Annotated in this window: 11 protein-coding genes; 3 read left to right on the top strand and 8 right to left on the bottom strand. The window is 68.2% G+C overall.

Annotated features, from left to right (window positions below; all coding sequences use genetic code 11):
* Positions 1-14: 14 nt before the first annotated feature.
* Together DIE16_RS01340 and DIE16_RS01335 are read right to left on the bottom strand one after the other, a co-directional pair.
* Entirely contained in the window at positions 15-1,814 is a 1,800-nt protein-coding gene (locus tag DIE16_RS01340; protein ID WP_124484850.1) for a methyl-accepting chemotaxis protein, read from the bottom strand.
* Between the two features lie 238 nt (positions 1,815-2,052).
* Complete coding sequence (locus tag DIE16_RS01335) at positions 2,053-2,307, bottom strand: DUF3562 domain-containing protein (RefSeq protein ID WP_124484851.1); 255 nt, start codon at positions 2,305-2,307, stop codon at positions 2,053-2,055.
* Positions 2,308-2,921: 614 nt separating this feature from the next.
* Here DIE16_RS01335 and DIE16_RS36475 point away from each other — a divergent pair.
* Positions 2,922-3,332 carry a hypothetical protein gene (locus DIE16_RS36475; RefSeq protein ID WP_185500291.1) on the top strand — a complete coding sequence of 137 codons (411 nt, stop codon included), beginning with the start codon at positions 2,922-2,924 and terminating at the stop codon, positions 3,330-3,332.
* A 532-nt stretch (positions 3,333-3,864) separates the two neighbouring features.
* Here DIE16_RS36475 and DIE16_RS01330 read toward each other — a convergent pair.
* From DIE16_RS01330 to DIE16_RS01300, 6 genes are all read right to left on the bottom strand, one after another.
* On the bottom strand, positions 3,865-4,800 hold the full coding sequence (locus DIE16_RS01330; protein ID WP_124519574.1) for a universal stress protein: 936 nt from the start codon (positions 4,798-4,800) through the stop codon (positions 3,865-3,867).
* 259 nt (positions 4,801-5,059) lie between these two features.
* Positions 5,060-6,442 (bottom strand): amino acid permease, encoded by a 1,383-nt coding sequence (locus tag DIE16_RS01325; protein ID WP_124519477.1) that lies wholly within the window; start codon positions 6,440-6,442, stop codon positions 5,060-5,062.
* Positions 6,443-7,096: 654 nt separating this feature from the next.
* Complete coding sequence (locus tag DIE16_RS01315; protein WP_124519576.1) at positions 7,097-8,299, bottom strand: MFS transporter; 1,203 nt, start codon at positions 8,297-8,299, stop codon at positions 7,097-7,099.
* Between the two features lie 141 nt (positions 8,300-8,440).
* On the bottom strand, positions 8,441-9,466 hold the full coding sequence (locus tag DIE16_RS01310) for a DedA family protein/thiosulfate sulfurtransferase GlpE (RefSeq protein ID WP_124519578.1): 1,026 nt from the start codon (positions 9,464-9,466) through the stop codon (positions 8,441-8,443).
* A 188-nt stretch (positions 9,467-9,654) separates the two neighbouring features.
* Entirely contained in the window at positions 9,655-10,161 is a 507-nt protein-coding gene (locus DIE16_RS01305; protein WP_124519580.1) for a cupin domain-containing protein, read from the bottom strand.
* Between the two features lie 288 nt (positions 10,162-10,449).
* On the bottom strand, positions 10,450-10,920 hold the full coding sequence (locus tag DIE16_RS01300; protein WP_124484858.1) for a universal stress protein: 471 nt from the start codon (positions 10,918-10,920) through the stop codon (positions 10,450-10,452).
* Between the two features lie 390 nt (positions 10,921-11,310).
* Here DIE16_RS01300 and DIE16_RS01295 point away from each other — a divergent pair, with 390 nt between their 5' ends.
* Positions 11,311-13,353, top strand: a complete 2,043-nt coding sequence (locus DIE16_RS01295) for a PAS domain S-box protein (protein WP_124519582.1) — start codon at positions 11,311-11,313, stop codon at positions 13,351-13,353.
* Positions 13,350-13,997: a response regulator transcription factor gene (locus DIE16_RS01290; protein ID WP_124484860.1), complete on the top strand. Its 648-nt coding sequence runs from the start codon at positions 13,350-13,352 to the stop codon at positions 13,995-13,997. The genes DIE16_RS01295 and DIE16_RS01290 overlap by 4 nt, the downstream gene beginning before the upstream one ends.
* Positions 13,998-14,037 lie beyond the last annotated feature (40 nt).

The following is a 14,037-nucleotide window of genomic DNA, read 5'->3' as shown; positions in this document are numbered from 1 at the left end:
TCAACCGGCGCAGGTCATGCGACCTTGAACTGCCCGACCGTCGTCGCGAGCGCGTTCGCCTGCGTCTGCAGCGCGGTCGCGGCCGCGGTCGACTGTTCGACGAGCGCCGCGTTCTGCTGCACCATTTCGTCGAGCTGGGTGACCGCGCGGTTCACTTCCTGGATGCCGCGCGTCTGCTCGTTCGCCGCGTGCGTGATCTCGGAGATGATCGTCGTCACGTTGGCGACGTTCGACACGATCTCGCGCATCGTCTCGCCGGCCTGGCGCACCTGCCCCGACCCGGCCGACACGCTCGCCACCGTCGATTCGACCAGCACCTTCACCTCGCGCGCGGCCTGCGCGCTGCGTTGCGCGAGACTGCGCACTTCCTGCGCGACGACCGCGAAACCGCGGCCCTGCTCGCCGGCACGCGCCGCTTCGACGGCCGCGTTCAGCGCGAGGATGTTGGTCTGGAACGCGATCCCGTCGATCACGCCGATGATGTCGCCGATCCGGCCCGACGCTTCCTCGATCTTCTCCATCGTCGACACGACGTCCGATACGACCACGCCGCCGTGCGACGCGATCCGCGACGCCGCGGCCGCGCGTTCATCGGCCTGGCCGGCAGCGGCCGCCGACTGGCCGACCGTCGCGGTGATTTCTTCCATCGACGCGGCCGTTTCCTCGAGGCTCGCCGCCGCCGATTCGGTGCGCGACGACAGGTCCTGGTTGCCCGCGGCGATTTCGTTCGCGGCCGTGCGCACCGATTCGCTCGCGTCGCGGATCTGTCGCATCACGTCGTTCAGCTTGTCGACGAAGCTGTTGAACGAGCGCGCGATATCGGCCACCTCGTCGCGGCCGTCGGCCGGCAGGCGCTGCGTCAGGTCGCCCGTGCCCGAGCCGATCGACGCCATCGCCTGACGCACCTGAGACAGGCGGCGGAACGCGGTCGTCGTGATCGCGCCGACGATCAGCGACGCGACGCCGACGATCACCACCAGCGTGATCAGCGACGCGGTCAGCAGCGAGCGCATCCCGGCCGTCGCTTCCGATTTGTCGAGCAGGACCAGCGCGTACCAGTCGGTGCCCGGCACGGCTTGCGCGCGCACCAGCTTCGCGTCGCCGCCGACGTGCACTTCGACCGGCGCGCTCGACGCCGCCAGCGTCGCGGCGCCGATGCCGCCGAGGTCGGGCGACACGTCGGCGACCGGCTTCAGCGTGAGCTTCGCGTCAGGATGCGCGACGACGTGGCCGCTGCTGTCGATCAACATCCCGAAACTCGCGGGCGTCGGGTGGATCGACTTCACGTTCGCGATCACGCTGTCCATCGCGACGTCGGCGGCGACGACGCCCTTCAGCGCACCGTCGCGCAGGATCGGCACCGCGAACGTGACGACCAGGTTGCCGGTGCCCGCATCGACGTACGGCGGCGTGACGACCGGCTTGCCGGCCTGGGCGGCCTGCTTGTACCACGGACGGCCGGTCGGGTCGTAGTCGGGCGGGATGCCGGTCGGGTCGGAGAAATGGAACACCTTGTCGGCATAGCCCGCGTAGACGTTCGTGAAGCCGCCCGCCGCGGCCATCTGCTTGAACACCGGCAGCGGATCGGGCGACAGCGCGGCGTCCTGCAACGACGCGATCATCCGGCTTTTCGTCGCGACCCAGTCGCCGATGCCGACCACGTGGCCGCTCGCGACGGAGGTCAGGTTGCGGTCTATCGCGTCGTTGTTGTACGCGCGTGCGATGAAGTAATTGATCAGCGTGGTGGCGACGAGCGCGAACACGACGATGGCGACGCACGCGGCAAGGATGCGGGTGCGGATGGACGAGAACATGGCAACGACTCGGTAAGGGAGCGCGAACGCCCGGTGGACGAATTCACCGGGTAAACGGCATCCGCGCCGCTTACTTGAGGCCGTTGTGTCGATTCGGTCAAATATATGAAGAAAGGCGCGACCGGCAGGCAGGCGCGTTGTCGGTATGCAGGCGTGCAGCGGTGCCGGAGGCGCGCGCGGCGCTCAGGGGCCTTCCGCTGTCATGAGGCACCGCGGCGCCGGTCGCGCCGATCGTCCCTTACAGACGGCGGCCGGTACGCGTATCCGGCTCGTCGCGCGGCGTACTGGCCGGCGTGTCGCGCTCGAGTTCGTCCTGCCTGCGCATCCGTTCGCGCAGGTGGCGGATCGCGAACACGTGGATGTAATCGTGCACGCGGGCATCGGACGACAACGCTCGCACTTCATCGTCGAGCATCGTGCGCAACTGATCGGCGCCGATCGCGCGCTCTGCGGCGACGGCCTTCAAGGCATCAAGCAAATTGTCCTGTGACATCGACGGGCTCCTGACGGTCGAGGAACGAAAGGAAAACATGACGCTATCGGAAGATTAAAGGCTGGACAGCCGCCCGGCGTACGATGCGCCGAAGCGTGGTTGCGCGCGATCAACGGCACCTTGCGTGCCGCCGCGCCGATCCGTCGCCGGACCGGCTCGCGCGCAGGATTCGCGGCGCCCAGGGCCCGCGAACGACTGGAAGGATTGCCACGCCACCCCGAGGCGCGGCACCGCGCGATCGCTCGGACGATGAACCGTCGCGCGATGCCGATGCAGTGTGGGACCTTAGACCCGCGAAAGTCCTGCGTCAAGCGACGCGCGACGGCCGCGATTCGTCTGTTCGAATGCACCGGATCGGGGCGCCGCACATCGGGGGCGCCGCACATCGCGCCTGCCCGCCTGCCCGCCTCGCGCCGCAGCGGCCGCTCGCCGGTCCGACGTGTCAGCGGATTCCGATACCTCGCACGCAACGTCTGACAGCGACTTCAGCACGCACCGATTGGCAGCGCGGTCTCCGCGGCGGATACTGATGTCATGAACGATGCGTTCATACCCGGTCATCGCTCAGCCGGCCCTCGAGCCGGCACGCGGGGTCGGGCGCAGGGAGACCCATCATGATTCATCGCAACTTCCCGGCGCGGGACGGACAGCGGCGCACGCGCATGCTGGCCGCGACCGCCGTGCCGGCAGCAATCCGGCCGCCCGAAGATCTCGACGCGTTGCTCGCACTCGCGCGCGAATCGGGCTTGCTCATCACGCTCGACGGGCAGATCGGCCGCGAAAAGTACCAGAGCGTCGCGGGATCGGTGCTCGCGCTGCAGCGGTTCGCCGCGGCTCTCCGCGCGCGGGCCGGTGCCGGCGCAACGGTCGTCGTGAGGCCGCGCCGCAAGACGCGCCCCGGCTGGCCGCGGCTGCGCGATCGCACGCCGGGCGGACGAGGCCGACTGCATGGCGTGCGTCGCGGTGCACGCGTATGCCGCGACGCGCACCGCCCGCGCGACCTGCGAGCGCCTCGCTCCGCGTAAAGGCCTGGACGCGGGGCCTGAACGCAGCGCCTTTACGCAGCCGACGCCGCACGCGGCCGCGTGAAGGCCGCGGCACCGCGCCGGGCGCGCAGCGCATGCCGCGATCCACACCGAATCCGCGATCGCGCGATCGCGTGGCATCACGCGCCGTTCCACACGGCGACATCGACGAAAACAATACCTGCGAGGAAAAGAGTCAGCACGGGGCCAGGAAAGCGGACGGGGTGCAATGCACCCCGTCCGTTATCCAAGGCAGCCGCCGGCTGCCTACCCTCGTGCCAGAGAGTTCGTGATCGGCCGATGCGCGATGCGCTGCGCGGCACGGCTCCGGAAATCGGCTGAATCGCAACGGCGTCGGACATGCGCCGGTTCGCGCGGTTCCGGACCGACGTGTCGAATCGCGGCGTCGGGTACGGACGACGGACCATCCGCCGCATGCACACGCACCTCGTGCGACTATCTCATGCAAAACGCGCGACGTTTCTGATGCAGGTCAATGAAAGTCCGCTTCGCATTCGTCGCAGCGCAATCCTCACGCGGCCTCGCGCACGAGCAGCACCGGCACCTGCGCGAGATGCGCGACCCGGCGCGCCACGCTGCCGATCAGCCAGGCCGCGATGCCGCGCCGGCCGTGCGTGCCGACCACCAGCAGTTCCGCATGCCAGTGCACCGCGTCGCGCATCAGCGCATGGGCGACGTCGTCGCTGGTCGGACGGGTTTCGACGATGCCGCGCTTGGTCGGGTTCCCCGTTGCATGGAACAGCGGACCGATCCGCGCCAGCGCATCCTCGCCCTCCGCGCGATACGCATCCTCGAGCGCGCGCACCGGCACGAGATCCGTCAGACGCACCGCGCGATCGACGACATAGGCCGCGTACAGCAGCGTCGTCGGCACCGCGAAGCCGAGCCCGACGCGCACCGCGTGCAGCGACGGCTCGCTGCCGTCAACGGCGAACATCAGGCGCTGCAGCGGCCCGTCCGACGGCCGCACATAGTCGGCGGGCACGATCAGCAGCGCGCAGCGCGCGCGCGCGGCCAGCGTGTCGGACACCGCCCCCTCGACGAGCCGCAGCAGCCCATGGTGCGGATTGGCGCCGACCACGAGCACGTCGGCGTGCCATGCCGACGTGTCGTTCGCGAGCGCATCGGCCACCGTGCCGCCCGTGAGCGACGTATCGATGATCATCTGCTCGATCCCCACGCCGCTGCCGGCGAACAGTTCCGCGATGCGTTCGAGCGTCGCCTGAGCTTCACGCGTCATCTCCTCGCGCGCGGAGGTCAGCAGCGCGTCGACGCGCGGGATGTCGGGCAGCACGAGACGCGGATTGTCGATCGCGCAGACGATGCGCACCTGCATGCCGGGACGCAGCAGCGTGCGCGTGTAGCGCGCGGCGGACAGCGACTCCGGCGTCAGATCGACGGCCAGCGAGATCCGCGCGAGCGGCGGGATGGTCGGGGTGGACTGCATGGCGAAAGCCTCCTTGCGGACGCGTCGTCGCGAACGACGACCGGAGCTTCGCGCGGGCAGCGGCGAACGACGAACGGCGGACGGACGGCCGACGCGGTCGCGCGGATCGGCGGACGGCCACGCGAAGCGCGGACAAGCGATTCAGACAGCATATGTCGTCCGGCCCGCACGTGCATGATCGCGATCAATACCCGTGCGGGCCGCGATGCGCCGCGCACGCCTGTGCGGCGCGCGGCGCGGCGACTTTCGGCCGCTTGGCTTACGACTTCGTCGACGCGGGCGCGCTCGCCCGGTTCGCATGGAACACCGCGTATGCGATGCCGAGCAGCACGATCCAGACCGGGCCGATCACGAGCGCGACGCGCGTATCCGGCGAGAACGCCATCAGCACGACGACCAGCGCGAGAAACCCGAGTGCGACGAACGAGCCGAGCGGATAGAACGGCACGCGGATCGGCAGGCGCGCGATCCTGTCGGCCGACAGCGTGCGGCGAAAGCGCATCTGCGCGATCAGGATCACGCACCACGTCCAGATCGCACCGAACGTCGACACCGACGTCAGCCACGTGAACACGTGCTGCGGCGCGAGATAGTTGAGCAGCACGCCGATCAGCAGCAGCGCGACCGACACGGCTACGCCGTACACCGGCACGCCGTTGCGATTCACGCGGCCGAGCATGGCCGGCGCCTGGCCCTGCTGCGCGAGGTTGTAGAGCATCCGCGCCGTGCTGAACAGGCCGCTGTTGCACGACGACAGCGCCGCGGTCAACACGACGAAGTTGATGATGCCGGCGGCGGCCGGGATCCCGAGCCGCGAGAACGTCATCACGAACGGGCTGCCCTGCGTGCCGATCTGGTCCCACGGATAGAGCGACATGATCACGAACAGCGCGCCGATGTAGAAGATCAGCACGCGCCAGAACACCGAGTTCACCGCCTTCGTCAGCGACTTCTCCGGATTGCGCGCCTCGCCGGCCGTGAGGCCGAGCATCTCGACGCCGAGATACGCGAACATCACGATCGGCAGCGCGCCGATCACGCCGTCGATGCCGTTCGGCATGAAGCCGCCGTGGGCCCACAGGTTCGAGATGCCCGTCGCGACGCCGCCGTTACCGATGCCGAACGCGATCATGAGGCCGCCGCCGACGATCATCAGCACGATCGTGACGATCTTGATCAGCGCGAACCAGAACTCGAATTCGCCGTACAGCTTGACCGCGATGAAGTTCACCGCGCCCATCGCCGTGAGCGCCGCGAGCGCCCAGATCCAGTTCGGCACGCCGGGGAACCACATGTGCATGTAGACGCCCACCGCGGTGATTTCCGCCATGCAGGTGACGATCCACACGAACCAGTAGGTCCAGCCGGTCAGGTAGCCCGCGAGCGGGCCGAGGTAGTCGCGCGCATAGCGGCTGAAGGCGCCGGCGACCGGATTGGTGATCGCCATTTCGCCGAGCGCGCGCATGATCAGGAAAATCGCGATGCCGCCCAGCAGGTAGGTCAGCAGGATGGCCGGGCCGGCCGTGCGGATCGCGGCGGCCGAGCCGAGGAACAGGCCGACGCCGATCGTCGCGCCGAGCGCCATCAGGTTGATGTGCCGCTCTTCCAGCCCGCGGTGCAGCTGGTCTTCTGGTTGTTTCAAGTCCGTCTCCTGGCAGCCGCGAACGGGCCGCCGTCATTGTCGATGTCAATGCGCGACCGTTCATGCCGATACCGGCAAACCGAAAACGAAAAATCCCCGCCGCCGTTTTCCGGATGAAAAACGCTGCGGATACTGCGTCACTCCGATTGGAATTACCGTTGATTATCGGTATTTTCCGGAACAATCCGGAAAAACGGATCTGGCCTTTCACGGAATACGCCCGTGCGGCCCGCGCGACAAGGCTGTGCGCGTGGCGGGCGGCAATGGGATCAATCGCTTTCGGCGCGAACGAACGCGCGTCGAATGTGCGCAATCAAGCGCACGCAATATGCAGGCGGGATTATAAGAATAATCGGATGTTTCGCGCCAGCCGATTTTCCCGGAAACGGGAAGCGTGAGATCGGAGGCGAAATCGGCACGTGCGCGGCATCCCGCGCACGATTTACTTCGATAACGGCCGGACTGTCGACCCTGTCGATACCCGTCAGGCTCGATCCGGTCGATGCAGCGAGATTACGATCGCCCCGCATCCGGGTTCGAGCGCCTGCCCCGCCCCGGTCACGATCACGTCCGGGAATGCAGCGACTTCATCTCGCACCACGCCGAACACCGGTTTCGCGTCGCCAGCGCCGTATTCCTTGCGGTACCGCCGCGTCAGTCCGAAACGCGCGCAGTCGCTCGCGGCCGGCCGGCGCCAACGGCAATGACCACGCCACCCAGTATCGCCATGCCGATCGAGGTCAGCGTCACGACGAGCGCAACGCGCCCGTGACCGGAAAAGAGCCCCACAAGCAGCCCGGCAAGCGGCTGCGTCGCGTTATTCAGCAGGACGATGACGCCCGTCGTCTTGCCATAGTCCCGAGGGGGAATGATGGCCTGCCGGGCGCTGCGTATGTACACGTTGAACATCTTGTCGAAACCGATGACCAAAAGGAAACCGGCGACGTACATCGCAATCGAACCGGCCATGCCCATCGCGAGGCCGCCAGCCGCGATCGCGACGAATGCGACGATGCCGAGCCGCTCGCGCGCCACCTCGATACGCGCGACGAACAGCAGGACCGCGACTGTCGCGACGGCACCCGTGACCTGCAGTCCGGCATAGAAACCGCCGGACTGCCGAAACGCACCGGTGACCATCGCAGCCGACGTCGCAAGTGTCGTCCCGATCACGAGGTTTTCCGCCGCTGCGAGCAGGATCAGCCGCAACAGCCCCGGCAGCGTGACGACATGCTTCAGCGCCACACCGAACGGTGCATACCACGGCCCCACCGGGTGTTCCGGAGGCGCAACGCGTGCCGTGCTGGTCCGTTGCCAGACGAATGCCAGCAAATCCGCCGAGACAAACAGCAGCGCCGCGGAAGCGACAGCCCACTCCCAGTCGCGATACCCAAGCAGCGCCGCCGCGACGATCGGTCCAAGCACGACGCCCAACTGATCGGCGAGCTGCGTATAGGACAACACTTTTTCGAAGCGCTGCTGCGGAAAGATCTGCGGCAGCAACACCTCACGAGCGACGAGACCTTGGCTCGTGAGTGCGCCGCATACGGCGGACAATGCGATCAGCCATCCGATTCCGCTCCAGGCGACATAGCCGGCGATGCCGATCACGCAAGCGACGGCCCGGCTGGTCTGGCTCGCTCGCAGCACGCGGATCGGTGACACACGGTCGCTCAGTGCGCCACAGACCGGAAAGGCGATGAATCGCGGGAACGCCTCGACGAAAAAGGCGAGCCCGGACCACGTCGCTTTCCGAGTGACCTGAAAGACGACGAGCGGCACCAGAAAGAGCAGCATCTGGTCTGCGAGCCGCGACAAAAAGAAAGAACCCAGAAAGGCCGGCTGATCGACGCGCATCCCGCGTATGCCCCTGCAGATTTATTCCACCTTCACGACGTGTTGGCAAAGGGACTGATCCGCTTGGGCTGTTCGGGACCACACACGAATTGGGTGCACGCTTCGGACACTTTCCGTCATGAACGGAATCCCGCGCACGACTCACTTCGACAACGTCGCGCGCACCGTATATTCGCCTGCGAGCGCCGCATGTTCCGGCCGCACGAAATACCTCGATGAATCGAGATCGGCCGGCAGCGGCTCGACCGGATAGCCGTGCTTCTCCCACGCGTCGAGGCCGCCCTTCAGCGCCTTGATGTTGTGCAGCATCTTCTTGCGCTGCATCTTCGCGATCAGGCGCTTCGCGGTCGCCTCGTTCGGGCACACGCAATACACGACGATCGGCCGCTTCAGCAGCTCCGGATCCAGCAGGTCCGGCGAATCGAGATCGACCGGCACCGCACCGGCAATCCGGTACGGCTCGCGTTCGCGAATCGCGCGCGGCCGCGCATCGAAGATCAGCGGCGGCTCGTTCGACGTCATCATCTCGACGAGTTGCGGCGGGGAGATGCGCACTTGCGCGAGGTAGCGGCGGAACTGCACGCGGCGCACCCAGCGGTACAACAGGAACGTGATGAAGATCGCGAGGAACGCGTCGAGGATCGTGCCGCCGCTCGCGCGCACCCACAGCACGAACTGGACGATCTGGTCGTGCACGGCCGCGCCGCCGATGAGCCAGAACGCGGCCCACAGCGACGCGCCGGCCAGATCCCAGAACAGGAACACGCCGACGCCGATCGCGGTCGTGCCGAGCAGCGGCGCCGACACGAGGCCGAGGCCAGGGAGGAATTTGGAGAGGACGAGCAGCGGCGCGCCGTATCTTTCAAATACATTACGCGCGAAGCGCAGCGTCGTGTCGAGCGACAGCGAGAATCGCACGAGCCCGTTCAGCAAGCGCCGGCCGCGCGTGCGGCCCATGAAGAACCACAGCGAATCGGCGAGCATCGCCGCGCCGATCGCCGCCACGAACATGCTCGCCCAGGACGCCTGCCCCATCGCCGCCATCGTACCGCCGAGGATCAGCATCGGCACGGCCGGCACCGGCACGCCGAGCTGCGTGATCAGTACGCTCGCGAACACGGCCCACGGGCCGAGCGACGAGGGAATCGCGATGGGAAAGTGCCACACGGCGGCGCTCCTGGAAGACATGCGGTCCGTGCGACGGGGGCGGCCGTCGATACGGCAAGCAGCGATCGCCGCGGCACCTCCGCGGCCGATCCTGCACCACCGTGCATTCTAAACGGGTTTGGCCGCGGCCGCGCGGAACGGCTGCCGTCGAAGGCGGCTCGGTGCGGCCGGCATGGCCGCCGGCACACTCATGCGTCGGAGCGCTGCGCGAGCCCCGCGACGTATTCCGCATACTCGGGGAATGCGGCGGCCAGCGCCGTCGCGTCCGCGAGTTCGAATTCCGCAAACTCGAACCCCGGCGCAACCGTGCAGCCGACGAGCGCGACGTGCTCCGGCGACGCGCAGCGCGCGCCGAACCAGCGCCCGGCCGGCACGACCGCCTGGAATACGGTGCCCGGGTGCGTGAGCGGGTTGCCGAGCCGGTGGATCGTCAGGCCGTCGCGCTCGTCGAGCACCCACACTTCGAGCGGATCGCCCGCGTAGAAATGCCAGACCTCGTCGGAACGGATCCGGTGCCACGACGAATACGCGCCCTCGCACAACAGGTAATAGATCGCGGTCGACGCCGCACGCGACGCGCCGTCGGCCGGACGCACGACCGTATCGGCCGCGCGGTAGGTTTCTCGGAAATAGCCGCCCTCGGGGTGCGGTTGCAGATCGAACTGTTGAATCACGTCGGCGGCGGAGATCGGCATGGCGGATGACGTCGATGAAGGAGTGAACCGGACACGCAACGCGCGGCCCGTCCGATCGACGATGCGATCGACCGGCGTCGCGTGCCGCTGCGTCGATCGCCGCGGCCATGCACGCGGCGACCGGGTCGCGCGCGGAACGCGGCGCGCGACGATGAAGCGAACGCCGGTCGATGCTGCCAGAAGTGCAGGCCACGATGCAACCGGCGCACCGTCGAACCCACATCACGCCGGCGCCCGCGCGGCAGCCCCTGCCCGCCGCCGCTCACGCGTCGGTGCCGTACCGCCCCGTCACGCGGTCGCCGCCGCGGCCGGCTCGTCGTGCCGCACCAGCAGCACGGGCCGGTCGGCCGCGCGCAGCAGCGATTCCGCGACACTGCCGAGCAGCAGCCGGCGCAGGCCGTGGCGCCCGCTCGTCCCCATCACGATCAGATCCGCGCCGACCTCGGCCGCCGTGCGCATCAGCACTGCGGCAACATCCTCGCCGTACGCGTCGATCGCGCGTACGGTGCCCGCCACTTGCCGCTGCGCGAGCGCCGCTTTCGCGTCGTCGAGCACGGGCGTCGCCGCAGCGGTTGCCGCCGCGTCGCCATCGCGTTCGGCCGCAAATCCCGCATCGACGTCGACGAGCTGCGGCCGGTGCTCGACGACATACGCGCACGTGACCTCGCCGCCGGATGCCGCCGCGATCCGGATTGCCTCGTTCAGCGCGAGACGCGCACTCGGGCTGCCATCGAGCCCGACGAAAATCCGCTTGTACATGGTCCACCCTCCGACCGGGCACCCGTCGCGCATCGCGCATACGGCGTCCCCGTCACCGCAAGCCGGCCCGATGCCGGCTCGCCTGCCGAACAGTCTGCCCCACGTGCCGACGCGCCCGTTGACGCGCGTCAAATGCGGCCGGGACGCCCGCTACACCGCCCGGCTATCTCATTTTTAGCTGACCCTATTACAAAAAACGCGTAAAACGCGCACAATTTCATCTTGAAAATAGACGTCGCACGCGGCCGGTGCGAGTTTTTCCCGGTTTTTCCCGGTTTTGCCGCGCTGCCCGCGTGCCACGGGCGGCCCCGACACCAGAATGGCCATCGAATGACCACCGCCAGTGGAACCCCGTCGCGTGACGCCCGAGGGCCCGCGCGTTTCCAGATCATGTTACGCCAGCCGCTCGCGGCTGGCGTCGTTACGCTGTTCGCCGGCGCGGCGCTGTCGCTCGGCGTCGCGCTGCTCGTGCGCGAGCAGTGGCAAGGCGCCGTCCATACGCGCTTCGAACGCCGCACGACGCACGTGACGGCGATGCTGCGCCACGAGCTGCAAGGCAGCGTCGCCGTGCTCGAAAGCGCGCGCGGCGCATTCGCGCTTGCGCCGCAGATCACCGCCGAGCAATGGCGCCGGTATGCCGACACGCTCGATCTCGACAGCGGGCGCTCGCCGATCCGGCAGCTCGGCTATGCGCCGCTGTCGACCGCGGCGCGCAGCGCCCTCGCCGGCCACGCGCCGATACCAGCCGGCCCGCTCGCGGTGGCCACGCTCGTTGCGCCGGCATCGAGCTCGGCCGGCGTGCGCTTCGGCGCGCCGGACCAGGCTCCGCTGGCGCACGCGCTGCGGACCGGCGATATCGCGCTCGGCATCCATCCGGCCGACAACGATACGTCCCGCGATGCGCGCACCCTCACGCTGTTCGTCCCCGCGACGGCTTCGTCGCGCACGGCCGTCGCCCATGACGCCGGCGCGGACGGCGTGCTGTTCGCGGAAGTGAGCCCGAATCGCCTGGTCGAGCGCGCGCTCGACGCGGAACGCGGGCTCGACCTTCGGATGAGCGCGGGCGACGATCCGCACCCGATCGCGAGCGCCGAGACGACGACCGACGAAGCCTCCGCGTCACCCGACCTGATGCGGCGCACCGACCAGCTGAATTTCGGCGGAACCGTGCTGAAGCTCGCCTATTCCGCGGACGGCCGCCCGAGCGCGACCGGCGCGCAGCGCGCGGCCGGCACGGTGCTCGCCGCGGGGCTGATTGCGTCGTTCGCGTTCGCGGCGCTCGTCCATGCGCTGCTGCGCGGCCGCGCCGGCCACGCCGATACGGGCGCCAGCAGCCGCGGCATCCTGAACGAGGCGCGGATGATGGGCATCATCCGTTCGTCGATGGAAGCGATCATCACGATCGACGAGAAGCAGACGGTGGTGATCTTCAACCCGATGGCCGAACAGGTCTTCGGCGTGTCGGCGATGGAAGCGATCGGCGCGCCGCTGTCGCGCTTCATCCCCGAGCGGTTTCGTGCCGCGCATGCGAAGCACGTCGACCAGTTCGGCGTGACGGGCGTGTCCGAGCGGCAGATGGGCCGCCAGCGCGTGCTGTTCGGGCTGCGCGGCAACGGCGAGGAGTTCCCGATCGAGGCGTCGATCTCGCAGATCCGCGATGCGTCGGGCAAGCTCTATACGGTGATGCTGCGCGACATCACCGAGCGGCAGCGCGCCGAGAATGCGCTGAAGCAGTCGCGCCAGGAACTGCGCGAACTCTCGGCGAACCTGCAGAACGTGCGCGAGGAGGAAAAAACCCGCATCGCGCGCGAACTGCACGACGACCTCGGCCAGCAACTCACCGCGCTGAAGATGGACCTGTCGGTCATCGAGCAGCAACTGCGCACGCCAGAGCATGCGCAACCCGAAGTCGGCGTGCTGTCGCACCTGCAGGGCATGCGCCGGCTGATCGACGCGACCGTCGCGTCGGTGCGGCGCATCGCGGCCGACCTGCGCCCCGTGATGCTCGACGATCTCGGCCTCGTGCCGGCGATCGAGTGGCTCGCGAACGACTTCACGAACCGCTACGGCATCGACGTCGAGCGCCACATCGAAACGGGCGGCCTCACGTTCACCAGCGCGGGGGCGACCACGCTGTTCCGGATCGTCCAGGAAGCGCTGACGAATGTCGCGCGCCATGCGGACGCGACGCGCGTCGCGCTGCGCCTCGACATCGAGGAAGGCTTCTGCGTGCTGCGCGTCGCGGACAACGGCCGCGGCGCGGCACCGGTCGGCACCGCCCATGAGGACAAATCTTTCGGCCTGATCGGCATTCGCGAACGCGCACACATGCTGGGCGGCAGCGTGACGATCGACACCGCGCTCGCGCGCGGCTTCTCGATTACCGTCGCATTCCCGCTCGGTTCCGTACAACAGGAAACCACCCTCACATGATCAAGGTGCTCATCGCCGACGACCATACGCTCGTGCGCGACGGTCTGCGGCACATCCTCCAGAACGCCACCGGATTCGAAGTGGCCGGCGAAGCATGCGACGGAGCGTCGACGATCGCGCTCATCCGGTCGACGCCTGCGCAGGTGCTGGTGCTCGACCTGTCGATGCCGGGCCGCAACGGCGTCGAACTGATCAAGCAGATCAAGGACGAGAAGCCCGCGCTGCGCGTGCTCGTGCTGACCATGCACGCGGAACAGCAATACGCGGTGCGTGCGTTCCGCGCCGGTGCGTCGGGTTATCTGACCAAGGAAAGCGCGAGCGCCGAACTGGTCGGCGCGGTGACCAAGGTGGCGTCGGGCGGCGTCTACGTGAGCCTCGCGATGGCCGAACAGTTCGCGCAGAGCCTGAACGAGCCGGCCGAGACGCTGCCGCACCAGCGGCTGTCCGATCGCGAGTTCGACGTGTTCCGCCGCATCGCCGCCGGGCAGACGCTGACCGAGATCGCGCAGGCGCTGTGCGTCAGCGCGAAGACGGTCAGCACCTACAAGACCCGGATCCTGGAAAAGATGCAGATGCCGCACGAAGCGGCGCTGGTCCGCTACGCGCTGCGGCACAAGCTGCTCGACGAAACGGACGACGTCTAGGCGAACGGGCCGGCGAACCATGACGGCCGAGTGATGTGCG

Source organism: Burkholderia sp. Bp9090 (assembly GCF_003857985.1).
Classification (GTDB): Bacteria; Pseudomonadota; Gammaproteobacteria; order Burkholderiales; family Burkholderiaceae; genus Burkholderia.
Note: the sequence above shows the minus strand (reverse complement) of the source record. Positions and strands in the feature narration are given on the sequence as shown.

Bases quoted from the DNA above. Each gene is read 5' to 3' on its own strand.
- DIE16_RS01335 (WP_124484851.1), bottom strand. From the start codon at position 2,307: ATGTCACAGGACAATTTGCTTGATGCCTTGAAGGCCGTCGCCGCAGAG.
- DIE16_RS01305 (WP_124519580.1), bottom strand. From the start codon at position 10,161: ATGCCGATCTCCGCCGCCGACGTGATTCAACAGTTCGATCTGCAACCG.
- DIE16_RS01340 (WP_124484850.1), bottom strand. From the start codon at position 1,814: ATGTTCTCGTCCATCCGCACCCGCATCCTTGCCGCGTGCGTCGCCATC.
- DIE16_RS36475 (WP_185500291.1), top strand. From the start codon at position 2,922: ATGATTCATCGCAACTTCCCGGCGCGGGACGGACAGCGGCGCACGCGC.
- DIE16_RS01295 (WP_124519582.1), top strand. From the start codon at position 11,311: ATGTTACGCCAGCCGCTCGCGGCTGGCGTCGTTACGCTGTTCGCCGGC.
- DIE16_RS01315 (WP_124519576.1), bottom strand. From the start codon at position 8,299: ATGCGCGTCGATCAGCCGGCCTTTCTGGGTTCTTTCTTTTTGTCGCGG.
- DIE16_RS01330 (WP_124519574.1), bottom strand. From the start codon at position 4,800: ATGCAGTCCACCCCGACCATCCCGCCGCTCGCGCGGATCTCGCTGGCC.
- DIE16_RS01300 (WP_124484858.1), bottom strand. From the start codon at position 10,920: ATGTACAAGCGGATTTTCGTCGGGCTCGATGGCAGCCCGAGTGCGCGT.
- DIE16_RS01290 (WP_124484860.1), top strand. From the start codon at position 13,350: ATGATCAAGGTGCTCATCGCCGACGACCATACGCTCGTGCGCGACGGT.